Origin of the sequence: Sphingobium cupriresistens, assembly GCF_004152865.1 — a bacterium.
Lineage (GTDB): Bacteria > Pseudomonadota > Alphaproteobacteria > Sphingomonadales > Sphingomonadaceae > Sphingobium > Sphingobium cupriresistens.
Map to the genome: position 1 here is coordinate 14,732 of NZ_SEOO01000031.1, position 21,168 is coordinate 35,899.

At 62.0% G+C, this 21,168-nt stretch carries 24 protein-coding genes; 2 read left to right on the top strand and 22 right to left on the bottom strand.

Going from position 1 to position 21,168, the window contains the following annotated elements:
* Nucleotide 1: 1 nt before the first annotated feature.
* Nucleotides 2–784, top strand: a complete 783-nt coding sequence (locus EWH12_RS16420) for an HNH endonuclease (protein ID WP_059152382.1) — start codon at nucleotides 2–4, stop codon at nucleotides 782–784.
* A gap of 75 nt (nucleotides 785–859) precedes the next feature.
* On the opposite strand, the gene EWH12_RS16425 is transcribed toward EWH12_RS16420, so the two are convergent.
* The gene (locus tag EWH12_RS16425) at nucleotides 860–1,612 is read right to left on the bottom strand and encodes an NYN domain-containing protein (protein ID WP_129927249.1); all 753 of its coding nucleotides are present in this window, start codon (nucleotides 1,610–1,612) and stop codon (nucleotides 860–862) included.
* 206 nt (nucleotides 1,613–1,818) lie between these two features.
* On the opposite strand from EWH12_RS16425, the gene EWH12_RS16430 reads away from it, so the two are divergent.
* A complete protein-coding gene (locus tag EWH12_RS16430) occupies nucleotides 1,819–2,715 on the top strand; it encodes a LysR family transcriptional regulator (protein ID WP_129927250.1) in 897 nt (298 codons plus the stop codon).
* Here EWH12_RS16430 and EWH12_RS16435 read toward each other — a convergent pair.
* The 21 genes from EWH12_RS16435 to EWH12_RS16540 form a co-directional block, all read right to left on the bottom strand.
* Nucleotides 2,703–2,930: a DUF2274 domain-containing protein gene (locus EWH12_RS16435; RefSeq protein WP_066283704.1), complete on the bottom strand. Its 228-nt coding sequence runs from the start codon at nucleotides 2,928–2,930 to the stop codon at nucleotides 2,703–2,705. The two genes, EWH12_RS16430 and EWH12_RS16435, sit on opposite strands and share 13 nt — an antisense overlap.
* Nucleotides 2,927–4,258 (bottom strand): TraB/TrbI/VirB10 family type IV secretion system protein, encoded by a 1,332-nt coding sequence (locus tag EWH12_RS16440; RefSeq protein ID WP_129927251.1) that lies wholly within the window; start codon nucleotides 4,256–4,258, stop codon nucleotides 2,927–2,929. The genes EWH12_RS16435 and EWH12_RS16440 overlap by 4 nt, the downstream gene beginning before the upstream one ends.
* Entirely contained in the window at nucleotides 4,255–5,172 is a 918-nt protein-coding gene (gene trbG / locus EWH12_RS16445) for a P-type conjugative transfer protein TrbG (RefSeq protein WP_129927252.1), read from the bottom strand. Before trbG ends, EWH12_RS16440 begins: the two co-directional genes overlap by 4 nt.
* Entirely contained in the window at nucleotides 5,169–5,852 is a 684-nt protein-coding gene (gene trbF / locus EWH12_RS16450; RefSeq protein ID WP_129927253.1) for a conjugal transfer protein TrbF, read from the bottom strand. Before trbF ends, trbG begins: the two co-directional genes overlap by 4 nt.
* Before the next feature lie 21 nt (nucleotides 5,853–5,873).
* Nucleotides 5,874–7,154, bottom strand: coding sequence for a P-type conjugative transfer protein TrbL (gene trbL / locus EWH12_RS16455; RefSeq protein WP_129927254.1), 1,281 nt, complete (start codon nucleotides 7,152–7,154; stop codon nucleotides 5,874–5,876).
* Nucleotides 7,151–7,405, bottom strand: a complete 255-nt coding sequence (trbK-alt, locus tag EWH12_RS16460; protein WP_129927255.1) for a putative entry exclusion protein TrbK-alt — start codon at nucleotides 7,403–7,405, stop codon at nucleotides 7,151–7,153. The genes trbL and trbK-alt overlap by 4 nt, the downstream gene beginning before the upstream one ends.
* A gap of 1 nt (nucleotide 7,406) precedes the next feature.
* Nucleotides 7,407–8,126, bottom strand: a complete 720-nt coding sequence (gene trbJ / locus EWH12_RS16465) for a P-type conjugative transfer protein TrbJ (protein WP_006964039.1) — start codon at nucleotides 8,124–8,126, stop codon at nucleotides 7,407–7,409.
* A complete protein-coding gene (trbE, locus tag EWH12_RS16470; RefSeq protein WP_129927256.1) occupies nucleotides 8,123–10,579 on the bottom strand; it encodes a conjugal transfer protein TrbE in 2,457 nt (818 codons plus the stop codon). Before trbE ends, trbJ begins: the two co-directional genes overlap by 4 nt.
* The gene (locus EWH12_RS16475) at nucleotides 10,576–10,845 is read right to left on the bottom strand and encodes a VirB3 family type IV secretion system protein (protein WP_129927257.1); all 270 of its coding nucleotides are present in this window, start codon (nucleotides 10,843–10,845) and stop codon (nucleotides 10,576–10,578) included. The genes trbE and EWH12_RS16475 overlap by 4 nt, the downstream gene beginning before the upstream one ends.
* On the bottom strand, nucleotides 10,845–11,177 hold the full coding sequence (locus EWH12_RS16480; protein ID WP_129927258.1) for a TrbC/VirB2 family type IV secretion system protein: 333 nt from the start codon (nucleotides 11,175–11,177) through the stop codon (nucleotides 10,845–10,847). The genes EWH12_RS16475 and EWH12_RS16480 overlap by 1 nt, the downstream gene beginning before the upstream one ends.
* Nucleotides 11,174–12,109, bottom strand: coding sequence for a P-type conjugative transfer ATPase TrbB (trbB, locus tag EWH12_RS16485; RefSeq protein ID WP_422917740.1), 936 nt, complete (start codon nucleotides 12,107–12,109; stop codon nucleotides 11,174–11,176). Before trbB ends, EWH12_RS16480 begins: the two co-directional genes overlap by 4 nt.
* Before the next feature lie 249 nt (nucleotides 12,110–12,358).
* Entirely contained in the window at nucleotides 12,359–12,922 is a 564-nt protein-coding gene (locus EWH12_RS22705) for a hypothetical protein (protein ID WP_242496098.1), read from the bottom strand.
* A gap of 107 nt (nucleotides 12,923–13,029) precedes the next feature.
* Entirely contained in the window at nucleotides 13,030–13,452 is a 423-nt protein-coding gene (locus EWH12_RS16495; RefSeq protein WP_129927260.1) for a ribbon-helix-helix protein, CopG family, read from the bottom strand.
* A complete protein-coding gene (locus tag EWH12_RS16500) occupies nucleotides 13,449–15,509 on the bottom strand; it encodes a conjugal transfer protein TraG (RefSeq protein WP_129927261.1) in 2,061 nt (686 codons plus the stop codon). The genes EWH12_RS16495 and EWH12_RS16500 overlap by 4 nt, the downstream gene beginning before the upstream one ends.
* Nucleotides 15,510–15,543: 34 nt before the next feature.
* Entirely contained in the window at nucleotides 15,544–17,298 is a 1,755-nt protein-coding gene (locus EWH12_RS16505) for a relaxase/mobilization nuclease domain-containing protein (protein ID WP_129927262.1), read from the bottom strand.
* A 235-nt stretch (nucleotides 17,299–17,533) separates the two neighbouring features.
* A complete protein-coding gene (locus EWH12_RS16510; protein ID WP_129927274.1) occupies nucleotides 17,534–18,166 on the bottom strand; it encodes a lytic transglycosylase domain-containing protein in 633 nt (210 codons plus the stop codon).
* Between the two features lie 144 nt (nucleotides 18,167–18,310).
* A complete protein-coding gene (locus EWH12_RS16515) occupies nucleotides 18,311–18,643 on the bottom strand; it encodes a DUF736 domain-containing protein (RefSeq protein WP_017183359.1) in 333 nt (110 codons plus the stop codon).
* Nucleotides 18,640–19,233 carry a S26 family signal peptidase gene (locus EWH12_RS16520; protein WP_129927263.1) on the bottom strand — a complete coding sequence of 198 codons (594 nt, stop codon included), beginning with the start codon at nucleotides 19,231–19,233 and terminating at the stop codon, nucleotides 18,640–18,642. The genes EWH12_RS16515 and EWH12_RS16520 overlap by 4 nt, the downstream gene beginning before the upstream one ends.
* On the bottom strand, nucleotides 19,230–19,751 hold the full coding sequence (locus tag EWH12_RS16525; protein ID WP_129927264.1) for a DUF2840 domain-containing protein: 522 nt from the start codon (nucleotides 19,749–19,751) through the stop codon (nucleotides 19,230–19,232). The genes EWH12_RS16520 and EWH12_RS16525 overlap by 4 nt, the downstream gene beginning before the upstream one ends.
* 247 nt (nucleotides 19,752–19,998) lie before the next feature.
* Nucleotides 19,999–20,883, bottom strand: coding sequence for a replication initiator protein A (locus EWH12_RS16535; RefSeq protein WP_129927265.1), 885 nt, complete (start codon nucleotides 20,881–20,883; stop codon nucleotides 19,999–20,001).
* The gene (locus tag EWH12_RS16540; RefSeq protein ID WP_006964014.1) at nucleotides 20,883–21,134 is read right to left on the bottom strand and encodes a helix-turn-helix transcriptional regulator; all 252 of its coding nucleotides are present in this window, start codon (nucleotides 21,132–21,134) and stop codon (nucleotides 20,883–20,885) included. The genes EWH12_RS16535 and EWH12_RS16540 overlap by 1 nt, the downstream gene beginning before the upstream one ends.
* Nucleotides 21,135–21,168 lie beyond the last annotated feature (34 nt).

The window sequence follows — 21,168 nt, forward strand, 5'->3', positions numbered from 1 at the left end:
CATGATCGACACCGGGCAGCGCCTTTTTGATTACCCGTTTGCGCTTGAATCTGAGCTCCGGGATGCCGCCAATGGTCAGGGGTATCGCATTGCCCAAGGTCAGGCAGCTGGTTGGCTGTTTTATTCGTCTGCGTCTGCGCCGGGCGAGATTGCTGTCGCTGCGACGGCATCTGGCTTGAATGGGCCATTTTTCTTGTCAGTCGCTCATCCAGGTGCAGCTAGGGAACTCAAGGCGGAGTCTGCCGGGCCTTGTGCAAAGGGGCACGCCGCAGCCTTTGCCTTCATGACCAGAGACGCCCTCTTTGCGGGCGTCAGTGCAGTCTACCGCCTGTCGCTGAGCCTGCCGACTTTGCCCTTTGAAGACTTCATTCGGGAAACCTCTCACCTGGGCGACACAGAGGCCGAACGCGCTCAGAAGGTCCGGATAGGTCAGGATCGATTCCGGGTAGCAGTCATGGATTACTGGAACAGAACTTGCCCCTTCACTGGCGTAGTTGAGCCGCAACTGCTTCGCGCCTCACATATAATCCCTTGGGCCGATTGCGAAAGCGATCAGGAAAGGCTGAATGTCCACAATGGTTTGCTACTGTCGTCCTTGTGGGACGCCGCATTCGACAGCGGCCTGGTGACTTTCGACGACTTGGGCAATGCTATTGCCTCGCCCAGCCTTGGCAAATCAGCGCGTCTTGCACTGGCGCTGGAAAAAGCGCCGCCGTTGCAGTTGGTAGATGAACAAAGAAGCCGACTGGCTTGGCACCGCAGCGAAATATGGGTGGCCGATTAAAGAATTCAGCTGGATGAGTATCGAAGGTCTGTGCCCAGGGGCTGCTGATACGCCTCGATTGGGCTGGACCAACGTTCATTTTTTTATCGTCTTTCCATTGGTTTTCAGCCGGATTTGGACATGCCCTGACTCCGTCCTTCGAGATTCGAAGGCACCCGCCTTGTCGACGAGATCGCTGAGCTTGGCCTGACCATAGGTACGCGGATCGAAATCCGACGCGAGTTCAGCGAGACGCTGGCCCACTCGGCCCAAGGGAACCCAGCCACCGTCATCGTCCAGCTGCGCAATGGCCTTGCGAATAAGCGGGGCGGCCGCGCTTGGGGCTTGTTTGGCTGCCGCGGGACGCAGGTCGGCGCGTTCGGGCTCTTCCGAGGTCGGAGCCTCCGGCAGAAGATTCTCCGTGTAGATGAAGCGTCGGCAAGCCTGGCGGAAGCTCTCGGGGGTTTTCTGCTCGCCGAAGCCATAGACATCGATGCCTTGCTCGCGGATGCGGGCCGCAAGCCCGGTGAAATCACTGTCAGACGATACCAGACAGAAGGCGTCGAAGCGCCCGGTATGCAACAGGTCCATGGCGTCGATCACGAGCGCAATGTCAGACGCATTCTTGCCGGTGGTGTAGGCGAAATTCTGCTGCGCCCGGATTGCGTGGGTTGAAAGCACCTCTGCCCAGGATTTGAGGCGGGTTCCGGAGAAGTCGCCATAAATCCGGCGCACACTGGCTTCACCGATCTTGGCGATCTCTTCGAACAGACGGGTAGCGATACGGGAGGAGGCATTGTCAGCGTCGATGAGGACAGCAAGACGTGGAGCACGGGGTTCATTCGACATGTTGAATCCTTACCACGCCGCCGTTAAAATTTATCTCCAAAATAGATCAAACAGATTTGAAGTTAAATTCCGGCATCCGCCTGACTGGGCAAGTAAACTTACGGATCGATCTCTGACCTCATTCCATTATCGCGAATTTATATTGCGATTTCAGTCCGATTGCGCCTCAATGTCGGCAAGAAAGAGAACGGGGGAGCATTAGCAGCATGACGATCGAGGTTCGGCAACTCCGCTACGCCGTTCTGACCGCAGATACCCGCAGCTTTTCCCGTGCTGCCACGGCGCTCAACATGAAGCAGGCGACGCTGAGCCTGCGGGTTACGCAACTTGAGGACAAACTCGGCATCAAGTTGTTTACGCGCTCGACGCGGGGAGCTGAGCCAACCGAGATGGGCCAGGTCTTCCTTGAGTCTGCGCGGCGCATCATCACTGACATCGACAATCTGCAAACCACCGCGCGGGCGGTCAGCTATGGCGAGCAGGGACGGCTTGCCGTCGGTTACAGCTCCTCCCTGATGGCAGGCAATCTGAAGCAGACCTTCTCCGAGTATCTGACCCGATTTCCTGACGTCCAGTTTGATGGCGAGGAAGCCGCTCCCGAAAAGCTTATGAATGCCCTGCAATCGCGAACCATCGATGTCGCGGTGGCACCGGCCGGGATGGAAGAGAGCGGCATTCTGACGCGCTCGGTCTGGTCTGACAGGCTGATGGTCGCCTTGCAGTCGGGCCATCGGCTTCTCGAAAGCGACCGGATCTACTGGAGTGATCTGCGCCGCGAGGTTTTCGTGGTACCGGGCGGCGGCATTGGTCCGACTTTGGCCAATCTGCTTGCTGCGCGGCTGACCGGGCAAGGCGGGCGGCCGAACATCATCGTGCAGAATACGAGCCTCGAAAGCGTGCTTAGCATTGTGTCGGTCGGCCGCTTCATATCAATCGCAACCGAAGCCTCGCAGGGCGTGACATGGCCGGATATCCATTTCCGCGATATCCACGATCAGAACGGCACGACGCGCCTCGAATTCTCGGTTTACTGGCGAGAAGACAATGACAATCCCGCGCTGCAACGCTTCTTCACGCTGCTCAACGAGCGTTACCCCGTCTGAGGTGTCTTGCGCGCTTTGGCAAAAGCCCGGTCAGTTGCGATAAACCGCTCAAGCATGGGCGGAATAAGCCGCTCGGTGGTCGGCGCACCTTTGGCATCCCCGCCGTTTACGGCGAGCGCATAAGCCACCAGATCACGGTGAAGTCGTGCAGAGAGCTCCAAGGTCAGCCGCACCGGTTTTTCGTCGGCGAGATCAGCCAGTTTGAGACGGGTCATCGCATTCCTCCTGCAGGCACCGGTTCGAGCACCAGATCGCGAGTCACGATGATGCGCAGCGAAAATCCGGGGCGCACGGTCAGTGTCGGCGGCACGTTCAATTGCCGCTGCACGACCTGCCTGCCAGTCTGGCTTATGGTGTCCTGCGTGCCGAAACGCAGCGCCCGAATGAGATCGCTATCACCGTTCGAGATGAGCTCTGTACCAGCCCCCAGCAATGTCGAAATGAGCGCGGCCTTGAGCATGTTGCCCCAATGATAGTTGGTCTGGTCTTCAAGGCCGGCCATACCGGCAGCATCAGCGCCGGGCAGGCGATCAAGCAGGATCGATTGACCTCCGGGAAGGATGAGGCGGTCCCACGCCAGCAGCACGCGGTTCTGTCCGGCGGCTACGTCGCTGTCATATTCACCGATCAGCCTTGAGCCTTGGGGGATCAGAAGTATGCGGCCCGAGGGGCTGTCGTAGACGTTTTGTGTAACCTGCGCTGTGATCTGACCTGGAAGGTCGGACCGGATGCCGGTTATGAGCGCTGCCGGTATCACGCTTCCGGCTTGCACAACGTAAGGCGATGCAAGGCGCATGATGCGCTCAGGGCTTTCCGTGCTGCGGTTGCCGCGCTGTCCGAGAAATGCGCGGCGGCTTGACGTGGCTGTTGGTGCAGACGGTTGAGCTGGATCGGCACCTGGTAGCGAAGCTGATGGCGCTGGCCCTACTGCGGTTGCAGACCGATTGTCGGTCGTTCCGGTCTCTCCGGCAAGAAACAGGCGACTGGTCCGGGCACTGTCACGCTCCTGGGCCGCGCGCTCGCGCGCCTGCTCGGTGGCGGCAATCCGCGGATCGGGCTGTCCTGCGGCCGGGGCGGTGCCAATGGGCGGGATCGGGACATTTTGCCCGCGCTGCTGCGCGGCAACGATCGGGCCGCCGAGATCACCGGGAAGTGCAGGCCCCAACTTGGGCACGTCGCCATAGTTGGCAGGCGCACCGTTGACCGAGTCCGCGCGGTTGCGGCTGTTCGTGTCGTAGAGATTCTCGGCTGGCGCATGGTTCTTGGGCTGAAGTGCATAAATCAGCGAACCACCAATCCCGACGCTGGCGAGAAGACCAAGGATTGCGAGTGCCTTGCGTGACAGGCGCATGACGCGGGGTGGTTCGCCGTCAAGGCGAAACCCGTCGGGGTTGGCTGGTGCAACCGGGCGCTCGTCGTCAGGCTCATCGCCTTCGGCATCGACGTCAACGTCAACGTCAGTTTCAACGTCGGACTCGACGTCAGCCTCAACAATCGGGTTGGCGACAGGTGGCACACCATCATCCTGCGGTCGCGTGTTCATGAGCGGCTCCGGCGGCGTGCGCGTTCACGCTCAATGCGAACCTGCTTGGCGCTATTGCCTGCGCCAAGCCGCAGTTCGGCACGCTCAAACAGCCGGTCGACAACCATGTAGCGGCCCTGCACGCGGTAGTTCACCAGCTCAGCCGCCTGATCCGCGCCGATCACGAACAGCGGCGGCATATCACCGCTCGCGATGTCACCCGGAAACTCGATGAACACCTGCCGGCCATCATCGAACACCCGTACTGGTCGCCATCCGGGATGATCGCCCCCGATGCGGTAGCGAAAGTTCAGGCTTGAGAAATCGATTCCCGCCGCCACCGGAGCCGTGCGTTCGCGCTCGGCCTCGGCAGTACGCAGGGCGATCAAGGCGTCCTGCGGATAGGTCCAGGAGACAGCGGCCATATAGGTCGAGTTCGTCGCGCTGAGTTCAAGATGATAGGTGCGCCGATTGGTATTGATGATGAGGTTGGTGCGAATGTCGGCCCGCGTCGGCTTGACGAGGATGTGAACGCGGCGCGCTGCTCCGGCACCGCTCACCGTGTCGCCGATGATCCAGCGGACCGTATCGCCCGATGCGACCGGCCCCGGTCCGACGAGTTCCTCGCCTTCCTGCAGCATGATGTCGGTGATCTGCCCCGGTGCGGTGTAAATTTGGAACAGGGCTCCATCGGTATAGGCATATTGCTGGATAGCGTTGAAATAGCTGGTGCGCTCCGGTTCCACGCGCGCTGCGGCGTTGGCCCTACCAACACGGGTGCGCGGGTCGACAGGCTCAACGGTCTGCGCCGATGCAGCAGGAATTGCATGCGGCTGACCGCGCTGTTCGTGCGCCATGGCTTGAGCAGGGATGCAGAGCAGCGTTACCGCTGAGAGCATAATGGATGTGCGCAGGGCGCGCGTCGGGCGGATCATTGGCTAAGCTCCTTTGACCAGTTGATGGCGTTGATGAACAGGCCGAGCGGATTCTTGCGCAGGGCATCGGGGGTGCGTGGTGGCTGCACGACGGTGGTCAGGATCGCTGACCAGCGCGAAGTCTCGAGAAGTGCGCCATCCTGGTAACGCCGCTCGGTCCAGCCGACGCGAAAGCTGTCGTTCGACGCACGAACGACGCTCGACACATCGACCGCGACCTGCACCTTGCCGACTTGGGCAAAGGGATCGTTGTTGCGCGCATAGTCATTGAGCGCCTGCGCTCCGCGGTCGGTGGTGAAGTCGTAAGCCCTGAGCCAGTCTTGCCGCAGCACGATCGGATCGGCGGGAATGGCGCGCACCTGTTCGATGAAGCGAGCAAGGTGGAACGCCATCTGCGGGTCGGTTGGGCGATAATCGACATCAGCAGGCGCGATGGCCTGTGCCTGGCCGAGCTTGTCGACCTCGACCACCCAGGGCGTGATCGTGCCGCGCGCCGATTGCCAGACGAGACCGCCTGCCAGCCCTCCCGAAAGCGCCAGGCAGCCGAAAAAGGCGAGCCGCCAGTTTTTCGCCTGCACGCGGGCCGAACCGATGCGGTCATCCCAGACCTGGGCGGCGCGTTGATAGGGTGTGACGGGCTCGTGACTGGTCCCGTAGCGTATAGAGGGGCGTCGAAACATGTCGGATCCTTTTCGGAAGTTTCAGCTTTTGTCGGAGATGTCGGGGCCAGAGCCGCCGCCGTGGCTGTCGCCGCCCTTGAGGGTATGCGAGGCCATGTTGGCACCCTGCGTCATCGCCTGACGCCGCTTCATCGCGGTGGCCCATGCAGGGGGGCCATCGCCGGCGCCGGTCGCTGCCGCATTGGCGGGCGTCCCGGCCTTGCCAGCGGCATAGTTCGCTTTGAGGCTGTCCGCGGCCCGGCGAAGTGGTGACGCTGCGCTGCTTGCGGCTGATTTTGCGACATTGGCGAGACCCGAAGCAGCCGCAGCCCGTCCGGTTTTGCCAGCGGCTCCGGCTGCATAGGCACCCGATGCGCCGCCTGCCGCGCGGGCACTGCCCGTGGCCGCGCCCGCCATGGCCGAGCCGGCGGCCCCTGCGGCGAGTTTGGCACCTGCGATACCGCCCGCAATCGTTGCGCCAGCGGCGATCGCCGTACCTGCTGCCGCGCCTGCGCCAAGCTGCGGTCCGCCCGACACAATGCCGTTGGCGATGCTGGGACCAAAGATACCAAGGCCGAGCAAGGTCAACGCTGCGAGCGCAATCGCCATGACCTGCTGGATGTCGGGTTCGGCCCCGATACCGGCATTGATGAACTGCGTGAAGAGGGTCGTGCCAATGCCGGTGATGACGGCAAGCACCAGAACCTTGATGCCGGAGGAAATGATATGGCCAAGGACGCGCTCGGCCATGAAGGCGGTGCGCCCGAAAAAGGCGAACGGCAGCAGCACGAAGCCTGCAAGCGTCACCAGTTTGAACTCGATGATGGTGACGAAGACCTGGATCGCCAGCACGAAGAAGGCGATGACGACGATCAGCCAAGAAATCAGCAGGATCAGGATCTGCACGAAATTGGTGAATAGGCCCACCGGTCCGACAAGGTCGGCGGTGGCATCGAGCAGTGGCTGCCCGGCATCAAGACCGGTTGCGGCCACAACGCCGGGGCGCATGAAATCGCCGATCGCCATGCCGCTGCCACTGGCCTGCAGGCCAAGCCCGGCAAAGCTCTGAAGCATGATGCCAGCGAGATTCGAGAAGTTGCCGATGATGAAGGCGAAAGTGCCGATGTAGAGCGTCTTCTTGATCAGGCGCTGCAGCACATCTTCATCGGTGCCCCAGGCCCAGAACAAGGCTGCTATGGTCACGTCGATGACGATGAGGGTGGTCGACAGGAAGCCGACCTCACCGCCGAGCAGACCGAAGCCGCTGTCGATGTATTGGGTGAAGACCGTCAGAAACTGGTCGATGACGCCGGTATCATTCATGGCTGCCGGTCCCTTCCATGGAAAAATCGGCGGCGCTCAGCTTCCCAGACCGCATCGCATCCCGATTCCGGCATGGTGATCGTGCTGCAGCGCTTGAGTTCTTCGGCGTGAGGGTTCGGAGATCCTGTCTCTTCCGCGACATAGGTCGTTGTGTCGTGCCGAGCCGGCGGCCGCGTTGCCGACACAACCGCGACCGCGATCAGCAATCCGCCAAAAGCAGCGGCTGCCGCCAGCTTGACCGACCGGCTCATGTCAGTTCCGGGTCCGGAAGCGGCGGAAACGCTCGCGGCCCTCGGCCTCGGTCGCGGCATTGCGCGCGGCCTCGATCGACTGCGCGCGGCCCTGCGCCGCAATGGCGGCGGTCAGATCGGCCAGTTGCTGGGTTTGCAAAGCCAGTAGCTGATTGCCGGCCTGTGCCGCCTGCAGAGCCCCGGTCGCTGACTGGCTGGCGCCGACCAGTGTCGTGATCGAGCTGCGGGTCGCACCCAAATTGCCGACGATCCCGGCCTGAACCTTCATTGCGTCTTCGAAGGCGCCGACGCTGTCCTGCCATCGCGCATTGGCGTTAGCGACCATCTGGGCCTGCCCGCCGGTGAGTGCCGCCCCCTTGTAACGGCCGTTGAACACCTGCTGCACGTCGGTCACGTCATAGGCGATGCGCTGGGCCTGGTTCAGCAACTGGCGGGTCTGGTCTACCTGTTGCTGCAGCGTCTGGATCGTCGAGACCGGCAGACTGGCAAGATTGCGTGCCTCGTTGATGAGGCTGGTCGCCTGGTTCTGGATCTGCTGGATCTGGTTGTTGATCTGCTGCAGCGTCCGGGCGGCGGTCAGCACGTTCTGCGCGTAGTTGCTGGGGTCATAGACGATCCCGCCAAACTGGGCCTGCGCCGGCGCGGCGATCATGGTGCCTGATACCAGCGAAGTGGCGATCGCCGTCGCCATAAGAGCGCGGCGGAGGACGGGTATTTTCATGGGTGGTTTTCCTTGTCGGTTAGTGCGGGCGGCGGGGGAGGAAGCAGCTCGGCCGCCCATTCGAGGCTGCGGTTCTGGAGCCAGGCCGCTGCAAAGCCTTCGCGGCCATGGGCTGCGAAAAGCTCGGCGATGCGGATCTGATCGGTTTTGGAAGAGGCGGCGCTGAAGGCGAGTGCGACATCGCCGAGTCCCAGCTCAAACAGCCGGTTGCCGCGCCGCGACTGGCAGTAATAATCGCGTTTCGGGGTAGCCCGGCTCAGGATTTCGATCTGGCGATCATTGAGGCCGAACCGCTCATAGACCCGTGCGATCTGCGGTTCGGCCGCGCGCTCGTTGGGCAGAAAGATGCGCGTCGGACAGCTTTCGATGATGGCAGGCGCGATGGCCGACGTCTCGATGTCGGCAAGACTCTGGGTCGCGAAGATGACGCTCGCATTCTTCTTGCGCAGCGTCTTCAGCCATTCGCGCAGCTGCGCGGCGAAGGCCGGGCTGTCGAGAACAAGCCAGCCTTCATCGATGATGATCATGGTCGGCGAGCCGTCTAGCCGCCCCTCGATCCGGTGGAACAGGTAGGCGAGCACAGCCGCGGCCGATGATGCGCCAATCAGACCTTCGGTTTCGAAAGCCTGCACGGACGCCTCACCCAGCCGTTCCTGTTCAGCATCGAGAAGCCGTCCCCATGGACCGCCGATGAGATACGGGGCGAGTGCCTGCTTCAATTCCTGGGATTGCAGGAGGACCGCGAGACCGGTGAGTGTGCGCTCGGCAGGTGGTGCGGAAGCAAGCGATGTCAGGGCCGACCAGAGATGTTCTTTGGCGGCAGGGTCAATCACCATGCCTTCGCCGGCCAGCATCGCCGCCAGCCATTCGGCGGCCCAGGCGCGTTCGCCGGCGTTGTCGATCCTTGAAAGCGGCTGCAGGGCGACGGCATCGCTGTCGCCTTCCTCGGCATGCAGCGCGCCTCCGAGATCCTGCCAGTCGCCGCCCATGCCGAGCGCAGCAGCGCGGATCGATCCACCAAAATCGAAAGCGAAGATCTGGCTGCCTTTGTAGCGCCGGAACTGCAGCGCCATCAGCGCCAGCAGCACGGATTTGCCTGCCCCTGTCGGGCCGACGATCAGACTGTGGCCGACATCGCCGACATGAAGGGAAAGGCGGAACGGGGTCGAGCCTTCGGTCTTGCCGTAAAGCAAGGGGGCGTCACCGAAATGCTCGTCCCGTTCCGCTCCCGCCCATACCGCTGACAGGGGGATCAGGTGGGCGAGATTGAGTGTGGAAATGGGCGGCTGCCGGACATTGGCGTAGACATGGCCGGGGAGCGATCCGAGCCATGCCTCGAGCGCATTCATACCTTCGACTGTGCAGGTGAAGTCGCGGCCCTGAATGACCTTTTCGACCAGCCTCAGCTTCTCCGCCGCCAGCGCCGGGTCGCGGTCCCAGACCGTGACCGTCGCAGTGACGTAAGCAATGCCGGCATGATCTGCGCCAAGCTCCTGCAACGCCATGTCGGCATCAGCAGCCTTGTTCGAGGCGTCCGAATCCATCAGCACCGATTGCTCGTTGGTCATCACCTCCTTGAGGATGGCGGCGACCGACTTGCGCTTGGCGAACCATTGCCTCCGAATCTTCGAGAGCAGTTTGGTGGCGTCGGTCTTGTCGAGCATGATTGCCCGCGTTGACCAGCGGTAGTGGAAGGCTTGCCGGTTGAGCTCATCAAGCAGCCCGGGAAAGGTCGCCGTCGGAAAGCCGGTGATCGTGAGCGTGCGCAGATGAAGGGCGCCGAGCAGGGGCTCGAGCCCGCCGGTGAGCGGCTCATCGGCCAGCAGCGCGTCGAGATAGACCGGCGTTTCGGGCACGCGAACGCGCTGCGTCCTGGTCGATACCGTGCTGTGGAGATAGGTCAGCGTGGCAGCGTCATCCAGCCACGCGGCCTCGGGCATAAATCCCTCAACCAGATGCAGCACGCGGTCGGTACGATCAGCGAAGGATTTGACGAGTTCCTTGGGATCGACCCCGGTCGACGCCTTGCCTTCGTAGAGCCAGCCTTCGGCGCGCGCCGCTTCCTCGGGCGGCGGCATCCACAGCAGAGTCAGATAATAGCCGCTTTCGAAATGCGCGCCTTCCTCACGAAACTGTTCGCGGCGTTCCCTGTCGACCAGTGCCGACACAGGATCGGGAAAGCGGGATTGCGGATAGGCTTGCGCCGCGGTGCGCTGCGCTTCGACGAAAACCGCCCATCCCGAGCCCAACCGCCGCAGGGCATTGTTGAGCCGGGAGGTGACGGCCACGAGTTCAGCGGGCGTGGCACTGTCGAGATCGGGACCGCGAAAGCGCGCCGTGCGCTGAAACGATCCGTCCTTGTTGAGCACCACGCCCGGCCCCACCAGTGCGACCCAGGGGAGGAAGTCTGCGAGACTGGCGGATTTGGTCCGATATTCCTGAAGCGACATCATGGCCGCACCCAGGTCGGATATTTGAGATGGCGGCGCGCGACATCGACAAACTGCGGATCGCGGCGTGCAGCCCAGACCGAAAGCACATGGCCGATTGCCCAGATGGCAAAGCCAGCGAGCCAGAGCCGCAAGCCGAGGCCAATCGCGCCCGCCAGCGTGCCATTGACGATGGCGAGTGCACGCGGCGCACCGCCGAGCAGGATCGGCTCGGCCAGTGCGCGGTGGACCGGGGCATAGAAGCCGGGAATGTCGTCTGCCGATGTCATCAGATCAGCGCTCCGCCGCCGAAGCTGAAGAAGCTCAGGAAGAAGCTCGATGCGGCAAAGGCGATGGAGAGGCCGAACACGATCTGGATCAGCCGGCGAAAGCCGCCCGATGTATCGCCAAAGGCAAGGCTGAGGCCGGTGACGATGATGATGATCACCGCAACAATCTTGGCGACCGGCCCCTCGATGCTCTCGAGGATCGACTGCAGCGGGGCTTCCCACGGCATCGACGAACCGCCGGCATGCGCCGGGGTGGCAGTGGCCACCATCACGAAAGCAGCGGTGACAGCGAGCGCAGCGCGATTGGTGCCGCGCCGGAGGGCATGGATCATAGGGGGTCTCCTTGGGTTTGGGTGGCAGGAATCAGGCGATAGTCGCCGGTGACCGGGTCGAGCCCGTCGACGCGGGCCAGTTCGGCGAGGCGCCGCCCGGTGCCATCGCGCACCAGTACGGCGACGAGGTTGATGGTCTCGGCGATCAGGGCGCGCGGGACAGTGACGACCGCTTCCTGGATCAGCTGCTCCATCCGCCGCAGGGCGCCGATCGCGCTTCCGGCGTGGATCGTCCCGATCCCGCCTGGGTGGCCGGTGCCCCAGGCCTTGAGGAGATCAAGCGCCTCGGCGCCGCGCACTTCGCCAATCGGAATCCGGTCAGGGCGAAGGCGAAGGCTGGAACGGACCAGATCGGATAGCGAGGCAACGCCATCCTTGGTCCGCATCGCCACAAGGTTCGGGGCGCGGCATTGGAGCTCGCGGGTATCTTCGATGAGAACCACCCGGTCGGTGGTCTTGGCGACCTCGGCAAGCAGCGCGTTCGTGAGCGTCGTTTTGCCGGTGCCAGTGCCCCCAGCGACAAGGATGTTCAGCCGCTCTGCAACACCCGAACGAAGACTTTCGGCTTCAGTTGCGCACATGATTCCTGTGCTGACGTAGTCATCGAGCAAAAACACCGCGACGGCGGGCTTGCGGATGGCAAAAGTGGGAGCCGCCACCACCGGTGGCAGGAGGCCTTCGAACCGTTCTCCGCTTTCCGGCAGCTCCGCTGACACGCGCGGTGCATCGCCGTGAACTTCGGCACCCACATGATGGGCAACCAATCGGATGATGCGCTCACCATCGGCTGCGGTCAGGCGTTCACCGCTGTCGGATAGTCCGATGCCCAGCCGGTCGATCCAGAGGCGTCCGTCCGGATTGAGCATGATCTCGATGACCTGCGGGTCAGCCAGCCAGGTCGCGATCGATACGCCCATCGCCGTGCGCAGCATGCGTGCGCCGCGTGAACGTGCTTCAATTCGGACTGGCTCAGCGCCCATCGGATACCCCGCTTCGGGAGCGGGACAGGATCGTCCGGCTCGACGGGGACGAGTAAGAGACGCAGAAAAGGGGCTAGTTCAACAAGGATTTAGCGTCGTAGCAGTGGGGGATAGAAAAACAGGGATGAGCGTAGTTTGCTGCTCCCACCGTATGGCTGGAAGGCCGTAGACGGTGGCATGGTCCCGCCAGCCTTTGATCACTTACCAATCGTCGAAACTTTCAATTTTGCTCATGCCGGAAACCTCATTTGAATGAGTCCCCATATGGTGGCGGTCACTATCCCATACGGCATACAGTGCCCTGGTCCCTGAATTTTCCGCTTTGTTTAAGGTGAAGTCGTAACAATCAAGAAATAGCTGCTCATAATACTTGGCTAGGCGATTGTTCATTTTTGTAAATGTCGCATAAAGCAGAACCCCATCTGGCCATTTAGATTTAATGTGGCTAGCGATGCGGGCGTCGGGCGGCCCTTTCCCGACATAGGCACACAACATCGTATGGGTTTCATGGTCATCACATGATTCGTAATCAGTCCACAGGTGATAAAGACCGGACTGACCCTTGAGAGTTTTAAGAAATATTTTGTGATTCAAATCGCCAATCACGAAGTCATCAGCGACCGGTATCATCATGCAATATTCGCTCAAGTTCACTAAATCATTGGCAGCAAGCGGCTGCGATAGCTCCTCACGTGCCATTTTGTCGAAGTCATCGTATTCCGGGCTTTGGCACGGAAAATCGTGGTCATCACATTTCGCCATCATCGGTCAACCTTTCGAGCCAAGAAATTTCTAGCAAAAGCTTTCCCCAACTGAATGATACAAATACAATGAATTTTTGCATTCCTTTGATTGCAAGTATGAATTGACCTTCAGGCGGTATCTCGATTCTCGCGCTCCATCTCATCCCGCAGTTTCGGCCCCGCCTCCATGCGCCGCGAGAGTGATTCCACAAATCCGTGCCACCTCTTCTTGCCCATCGCCTGCGCCGCCTTCATCGCGGCATCAGGCAGCGGCGGATTGCTGGTGAGCCAGAAGCGCACGAACAGGCCGATCGCTTCGTTCGTCAATTCCACATGCCATTCGAGCCGATCCAATTGCCGCGACAGACGATCGAGCCGTCTCGCCAGAGCGGCTTCCATCCGTTCATCCTGATCGGACTGCAGCAGAGACATCAACGCCGCCTCCACCACTTCGGTGCGCGAGACGCCGCGGGCATGAGCGCGTTCCTCCAGCAATTTGGCCAGTTCGATATCGAGCCGGAAGGTTTGTTTGCTGTGGGGCTTCTTCCTCACAGGTCGATGCCGTCATCGGGGTCGAGCGATGCATTGCGGGCATTGCGGTTCATTGTGCGATCAGCTTCCCGTTTGACCGTGGCTGCGTCATCCTCGGGCACATCGCGATCAAGATCGAACTCATTGACCGGTGGCTTGGGGACGGGAACGACATCCTCATGTTCGCCCAGTTCGGGTTCTCGCCTGATCCCGGAGTTCGCCGTATCATTTTCTGATTTGGCCCGATCAGCAGCTGACGGCACACCCGGCTTTGGCTGATCAACTGGCGGCTGTTCGGAGCATTTCTCTTCTGCCTTGGCTGGTTTGGTCGGCAGCGGTGCCGCAATGGGTGCGAGCGCAGACCAGTCGTCCTTTGGCCGTTTTTTTGGGTGCAGCGGCTTGGGAGTGGGTGCGGGTAGAAGACGCGCGCGAAACCGTGGGTCGAGAAAGTATTTTGCCTTTTCCGCGCGGATCGGCGGAGTGCTGGCCACCAGCACTATCTCCTCGTGCTCAGAAAATTGCTGAACTTCGCCGGGGGTCAGCAACGGCCTCGCGGTCTCAGTACGTGAGACCATGATATGGCCGAGCCATGGCGAGAGGCGATGCCCGGCATAATTCTTCATTGCCCGCATCTGGGTGGCGGTGCCGAGCGCATTGGAAACGCGGCTGGCGGTATTGTCATCATTGGCCGCGAACGCGACGCGGACATGGCAATTGTCGAGAATGGCGTTGTTTGACCCGTAGGCTTTTTCAATCTGGTTGAGCGACTGCGCGATCAGGAATGCCTTGATCCCATAGCCTGCAACAAAGGCCAGGGCGCTTTCGAAGAAGTCGAGCCTCCCCAGAGCCGGGAATTCGTCGAGCATGAACATGACGCGCTGTCGGCGTCCTTTGGCTCTCAGCTCTTCGGTCAAGCGGCGCCCGATCTGATTGAGCATCAGGCGGACGAGCGGCTTGGTCCGGCTGATATCGGAAGGAGGAATGACCAGATAGAGCGACACAGGTGCCGCTGAATCGACAAGATCGGTGATGCGCCAGTCCGAGGCTCCGGTCACCTGCGCAATCACAGGGTCGCGGTAGAGGCCGAGGAACGACATGGCCGTCGACAGGACGCCAGACCGCTCATTGTCAGACTTGTTCAGCAGTTCTTGCGCGGCGGCTGCTACAACGGGGTGGACACCGTCCTTACCCAGGTGCGGGGTCGTCTTCATCCGGTGCAGCGTGGTTTCGATCGAACGGCGCGGATCAGACAGGAAGCCAGCGACCCCGGCCAGCGACTTGTCCTTCTCGGCATAGAGGACGTGCAGGATCGTGCCGACGAGCAGCGAATGACTGGTCTTCTCCCAATGCGTGCGCTTTTCCAGTGACCCTTCGGGGTCGATCAAGATGTCGGCGATGTTTTGGGCGTCACGCACCTCCCAATCGCCCTTCCGGACTTCGAGCAGCGGATTGTAGGGGTTGGATGCGGGGTTGGTCGGATCGAACAGCAGGACGCGGCCATGCCGGGCGCGAAAGCCCGCCGTCAGATCCCAGTTCTCGCCTTTGATATCGTGGACGATGCAACTGCCCGGCCAGGCGAGCAGCGAGGGGATTACGAGACCAACGCCCTTGCCGGAACGGGTCGGCGCAAAGCAGAGAATATGCTCGGGGCCATTGTGCCGCAGATACCGATTCTTGTGCGAGCCGATCACCACGCCGTCCTGTTTCAGGAGGCCTGCCTTCTTGATTTCCTTGTCGGTTGCCCACCGCGCAGACCCATAGGTCTCTGACTGCTTCTCCTCCCGCGCGCGCCACACCGACATGGCAATCGCGATGACTATGGCGGCCAAGGCACCTGAGACCGCGATGAAAGCGCCGGTTTGGAAGATCTGTGGTGCATAGGCGTCGAACGCAAACCACCACCAGAAGAAGGCATAGGGCGGATAGATTGGCCAAGGTCCAAGCCAGAACCAGGGCTCGCCGAGCTCGGGTTGGTACGCAAGGGCGTGGGCCGTCCATTGGGTGGCACACCAGATGCCAAGCAAGGTGACGCTGATGACGGCGATGACCTGACCCCAGAGAATACGGGTGGCGTTCATTGAAAGTTACTCCTGATGAGGGGGTAAATGAGGGTCACAGGCTGATCCCGCGTCCGCGGCCCAAGGCCCAGTCGACAGTACCGCCCGGCGACATGGTGCCGGTGATGTGCTGGCCGAGGTGCTGATCGAGCGCCGGGCGCCAGGGCACGAGCTGAAAGCCCAGTCCTTCGTCGATCATCGCGAAGCGGCCCGTCGAAAGCGTCACCCGCTCCCGGTAGATGCCGCTGACATAGTCGCCTGCGCCCGACGGTTTGTGCTCAAGTCCCGTGCGCGCGGCGATGGCCTGCGTGGCGGCCGTCAGTTCCTGATTCTTCAGCGTCCCGACGAGATCCTGAGCAAGGATGACCCGCTGGCCCTGCCGGCGGGCAAGCCCCTGCGTTTCGAGATGGCTGGCGCGGGCATCCAGGGCATCGCGCACCTCGCGCCCGAAACCATTGCCCGTTGCTACGGGATCGCGGGCAGCAAGCTGGCGATCAAGCCACGTCGCGCCAGGTGCTTTGATCTGTGCCTCGAGAGGTATGTCTGATCGTGTGGCGAGCGACAGCCGGTCATGCCCTTTGGCATCCTCCCATGAGCGCAGCTCGACGATCGATCCGGCTTTGGCATCGCCGGTCATCTCCATGTCCTTGAACCGCAGATGGTGCGTGCGGCCATCGACACCATCGACGATGGCATAGGCACTGCCCGTCAGCTCGTCGTGGAGGCCACGTTCGACCAGGCGTCCGATGACCGGTTCGCTTGGAACGTCCTGATGCAGGGCCAATGCCGATACATCAAACCGCCCGCCGTCGCGGCTTATGGCATTGTGCATCGTCTTGATGATGTCGTTGCGCACCGAAAGATCGCGCAATGTGTTTTCGGCACCGGGCTCCAGCGCCCACACCGCAGGCCCTTCGCGTGCCGCCAGTCCCAGCTGTTCCAGTTTGGCGGCGCGGCCCAGAAGCAGCCGGCGCATTTCGGGATCGGCGTCGCCGCCTGGACGCAGATCGACAAGGCCTGCAGTATCCTGCCCCAAGCGTTCAAGCTGCCGGTCAAGACTGGTCCAGCGCTCGGCATCGACCTCGCGTTCGAGCGCGGTGCGGATGTCCAGCTCTGTGCGCGGCCCCAGTTCGAGCGTCACCCGCTCTTCCGCCCGGAACCGCAGCCCTTCGCTTATGTAGCCCCGGTCAATAACAAGATCAGTGCCGTCGCTGGCAACGCCGCGCACCAGCACATGGATGTGCGGATTGTCGGTGTTCCAATGGTCAACGGCTACCCAGTCCAGTTCGGTGCCCAGATCCTTGGCCGCGTCAGCCATCAATTCGCGGGTGAAGCTGCGCAGGTCTTCCATGTCCCCGGCATCTTCGGGCGAGACGATGAAGCGAAAGTGGTGCCGGTCATCTTCGCAACGCCCTGCAAAGGCATCCCGATCAGCCCTGTCGGTCTGGGCATCGAACATCGAGGCGTCGCGCCCGTCGCGGGACACGCCGTCACGCTCAAGATACTTGATGTGCTTTGCCAGCGGTGCGGCGCGGTAATGCGCACCGTTATGGCGAGCGATGCGCGCCATGACAGTAACGCGGCGTTGGCCAGGTGTGCGGCGCATCGCGGCGACCGTCCGACGTCCGCGCGCAGCTTTGCCGCTGCCACTGCCGCGTTTCAGACCCGCTCGCCGTGAACCCGCATGGCCCGCCTTGTTGGCGGCCCGCTGGACCTGAGCCGCCAGCTTCTGGCTCCGCCGCCCAGAGGCTGCACCGCTGTCCCTGCTTCTTCCCGGCCGCACCCGAAATTCATTGTCGTCGCGGCTCATTTTGAAGGTGCCAGACGATTGCGCGGCAGATTTCCGGGCGTTTGGGAAGCATTGTATGGCAGGCTTTGCCCGGTGCCATACGGAATTATCTCGCTACAACAACCACATGAGGGCCAGGTGCTGGCACTCCTTTTATCTTGCCCTCCAAAATTGCCCTTTCGCTCAAACACATGCTTCCCCGCCGTGTCCATCCGACACGACGCCAGAGCTGCCTGAGGTATGCTTGAGCATCCCATCACGGATTTCGCGGTGAAAGCGACACAAACAGGGGGTGCGGCGCGGGGGTCGGTGACGGCAAAGAGGCCGACGGCGACGCAAGCTGGGTGCGCTGTGGATGCACATCGGCAGCACCGTCAGTGCTGCTCGCTTCTCCATCGCCGCGCGGTGTGAACAATGTAGCCTGACGCCAGGGATGAGCATTGGCAGGTGGCATGGCAGCAGGCGAAGCGATGCTGACCATTCCAAGACTTGGCGCGATCTGGGCGACGTAGTTGACGGTTTCTGCCGGAAGACTGCGACGACCGGCAGCATAGTCATCGGCACGGCCTGGTCCCGCATTGTAGGCCGCCAGCATCAAGCTGACATTGCGATACCGATTCCACATGGCGCGCAGATAGGCCGCACCTCCAAGGATGTTCGCACGCACATCGAACGGGTCAGAGCCAAGGCCATGCCGCGCGCTCAGCATAGACCAAGTGCCGGGCATGATCTGCATCAGCCCCATGGCTCCTGTGGGCGAAACCGCGCGCGAATTGCCGCGACTTTCCGCCCGCATCACCGCCCATATCCAGAGCTCGGGAATGCCGAAGCGCTGCGATGCCTCTGCGACATGCGGCGCATAGGGATGCGCTGCAAACTGGTCAGGCACCGTCGCAACTGCGGCAACCGGAGAAGTTGCCGCTGCCAGGCCGAGAGCAAAACAAGTGCCGGGAAGGAGAAGGTGAAGGCGCAGCCGAACGGCAATCCGAACTACGGAACACCGTCGAATGCGAAGCAAAGCAACGGTCATGGCCTATTTCCGATCGCGATTGGTCGGACGTGACCAGAGCAAGTGATGCTCGTCGTCACGGGACATGGAGCGAAGCAGGTTGGCGCGCAGGGGATGGGCAAAGGCCGGGTCGTCGATCTGCACCGCGACAAAGGCACCGGCGCGCTCGCCTGTGCGGTTCCAGCCAGCACCAATTTCAGTGCCGGTTTCGGCATCGCCGAGCAGCACGCGCCAGTCGGGTGCATTGTCGCTGTCGTTCGATGGAGCCGGGACGAGCGTCACGACAGCATCGAGCATGAGGGTCCGGATTTGCCCGGTGAAACTGTCCTGCGCGGAATGAAAGACGCCGATCATCATGGTTTGTGCTCCTGGTTGGTGGTTGGGGAACCGGCGGACGCACCAAATCCACGCCAGCGCAGGGGCTGGTCAGGTGCATCACGGGTAAGGATGGGGTGTGCCGTGCCGATAAGACCGGCTGCGGGCAGAGCGCCGAAATAGCGCCCATCAAGGCTGTCGGGCGCAGGGTTCAACAGGAACAATTCGTCTGTTCGAACGCGGTGACAGCCCTGCCAGCTTGGCAAAGGCCGACCCAATCTGTCGTGCGATTTGGCTATAGCGACACGGTTGCCGTCCACCGAGACGAAAGCACCGGCGCGGCACGCCCATTGCCCGGGCAAGGCCGCGACATGTTTCATGAGCGGTACGCCGATCGGCAGATAGTGGCGATCGGCCATCATCCGTGCGGTCGCAGCCGGCGGCACAATGGCGACCAACTCGCCGAGCCTTGGGCGTGTGTCGCTCACGAGGCGATAGAGGCCGACGGGCGCACTGGCGCTCGCGTTCCACATCAGTCTCGGTCGCGGCGACAGGATGGCGGCTGCTGCGAACCCGGCGCTGAACAAGCCTGCCCACAGTATCGTGGCGCGAACATAGCGGCGGCGGCTCATGCTTCGAGCGCCTTGCGCCGGAGCCAGGCCGCGTGCCGCTCCGCTGTGTAAGCCCTGAACGGCATTCCGGCATTCAGCCGGTTGCCGACGTGGCGCCAGTGATCGGGCGATGCGTCGCACGGATCAACACCGGCGGCTTCGACCGCATCGACGGCCTGCAACACCTGTGCGACCTTGGGCCAGCCCTCGATGTGCAGCAGAATGTCAGCGCCGGGACGGACAAACGGCAACGTCGTATAGGCCTCGCCCGGTGCCACTGCCGTCACGATGTCGATGCACGAATGGATGGTGCCATAGTCGTTCGAGGACCAGCGCACGAAGGCGAAGACCGCGCCGGGACGAAAGGCGATGACGCGCGTGCGGCGGTTGATGATCGTGTCAGCCGCGATGCGACCGAAGCGGATCCATTGTTCGTAGCGCTTCTCGATCCAGGTCACTTCGACCTCGGTCAGGGCGCTGGCTGTTGCTGACCTGATGGCGTGCGAGGAGCTGTGCCGCTGCGCAGTTGGCTCGCTCATGGCCGCGCTCCTGCCACCGCGAACACGACAAGCTTGACACGGACGTTGAGCAGGCCCGTCGCACCGCGATTATCCACAGGCTGCAAAAGGGTTAGCAAGAATCCGAAGGATTCTTTTCTATTAGCATCGTTAGAGGAGCGCCGATTTGCCGCAGAATTCTGCGGGTTTCCGCATGATCCCGGTTTTCGATAGGCCGAGAATCGGGTTTCCGATGGGCCGAGTCCGACGGTTTTTAATAGGCCGAGTGTCATGCCAACTTCTCCACAGGGAGACCGACGCGCCGGGCAGCGGCAACGAACGGGTCGACGGGGATGGGTTTGAAGATCAGGCGCTCGCGACCAAAGCTGTGCTCAAGGCTCAGATGGTAGCCCGGGAGAGACTGCCGCCGGACGATGGTCCGCAGCTCGAATGCGAATTGCTTGAGCGGCGAAAGCGCACCTGATTTGAGATGAAGGTGCGGAACGTCGAAGCTCCAGCCACCGCGCTGATGTCCACCATGCTTGCGCACGATACGGTAGAGCCAGCGCTCGACGCCGCCAGTCAGCGCAAAGTAGGCGCGGTCGATTGTCAGGATCAGGCCGCGATCGAGCACACCCGCATAGAACCAGTCGGGCAGGATGAGCTCGATGCCAACGGCTCGGCCACGGTCGTCGAGTGTCTCCCGCCATTCGTTGATCCAGGAGAAGCGGTGGCGTCGGCGCTGGTGTTGCTGGCGGATCGACGTGGCAACGGTCGTCGATTGCAAGCGGTCGAGCGCTGCGCGCAGCCGCTCATAATGGTCCTTGCCAGTCCCACGCCCGATGAAGGTCAGAATCTCGTGCGGACGGGCGGCGATGTGCCGAGATGTCGGGCGGCCTGCGTCGAGCGCTTCGACGAGCTGACTCGCCGCCCAAATCAGAATGTCGGCATCCCAGATGGTCGCCATGCCGTGTTCGGCTACGGCTTCGACCGAGATCCATGTGGCCCCCATTGCGAAGTCGATCGGCGCGGAGCGCCGCGACTTGGCAAGGCTGAAGAAGGGCCAGGACATCAGATCCTGAGCATCGCGCGCGGCAATGTCACCGGGCATCGAGTAGAACAGGTCGAGCTGCGCACATTTTTCATGCGCGGAAGAGGCAGCTGAACTTCGCATCAACGGCGCACCGGTCGCGCTGACAGGCAAATGCCTTGTCCGGGATCGGATGTTGAATTGCGGCGACCATTTTGCGCCCAGGCATCGAGATCGACTATGGCATAGACAATCCGCCGACCGAGTTTGTGAAAGGCCGGCCCCGTCCCATAGCAACGATGCTTTTCAAGCGTGCGGGCTGAGAGACCCAAATGCACGGCAGCATCGGGCGTCCTGACATAGCGCGGGAATACCGGGACGAAATCTCCATCCATGAAACGTCTCCTGTGAAGTGCCGGACACAAGGGG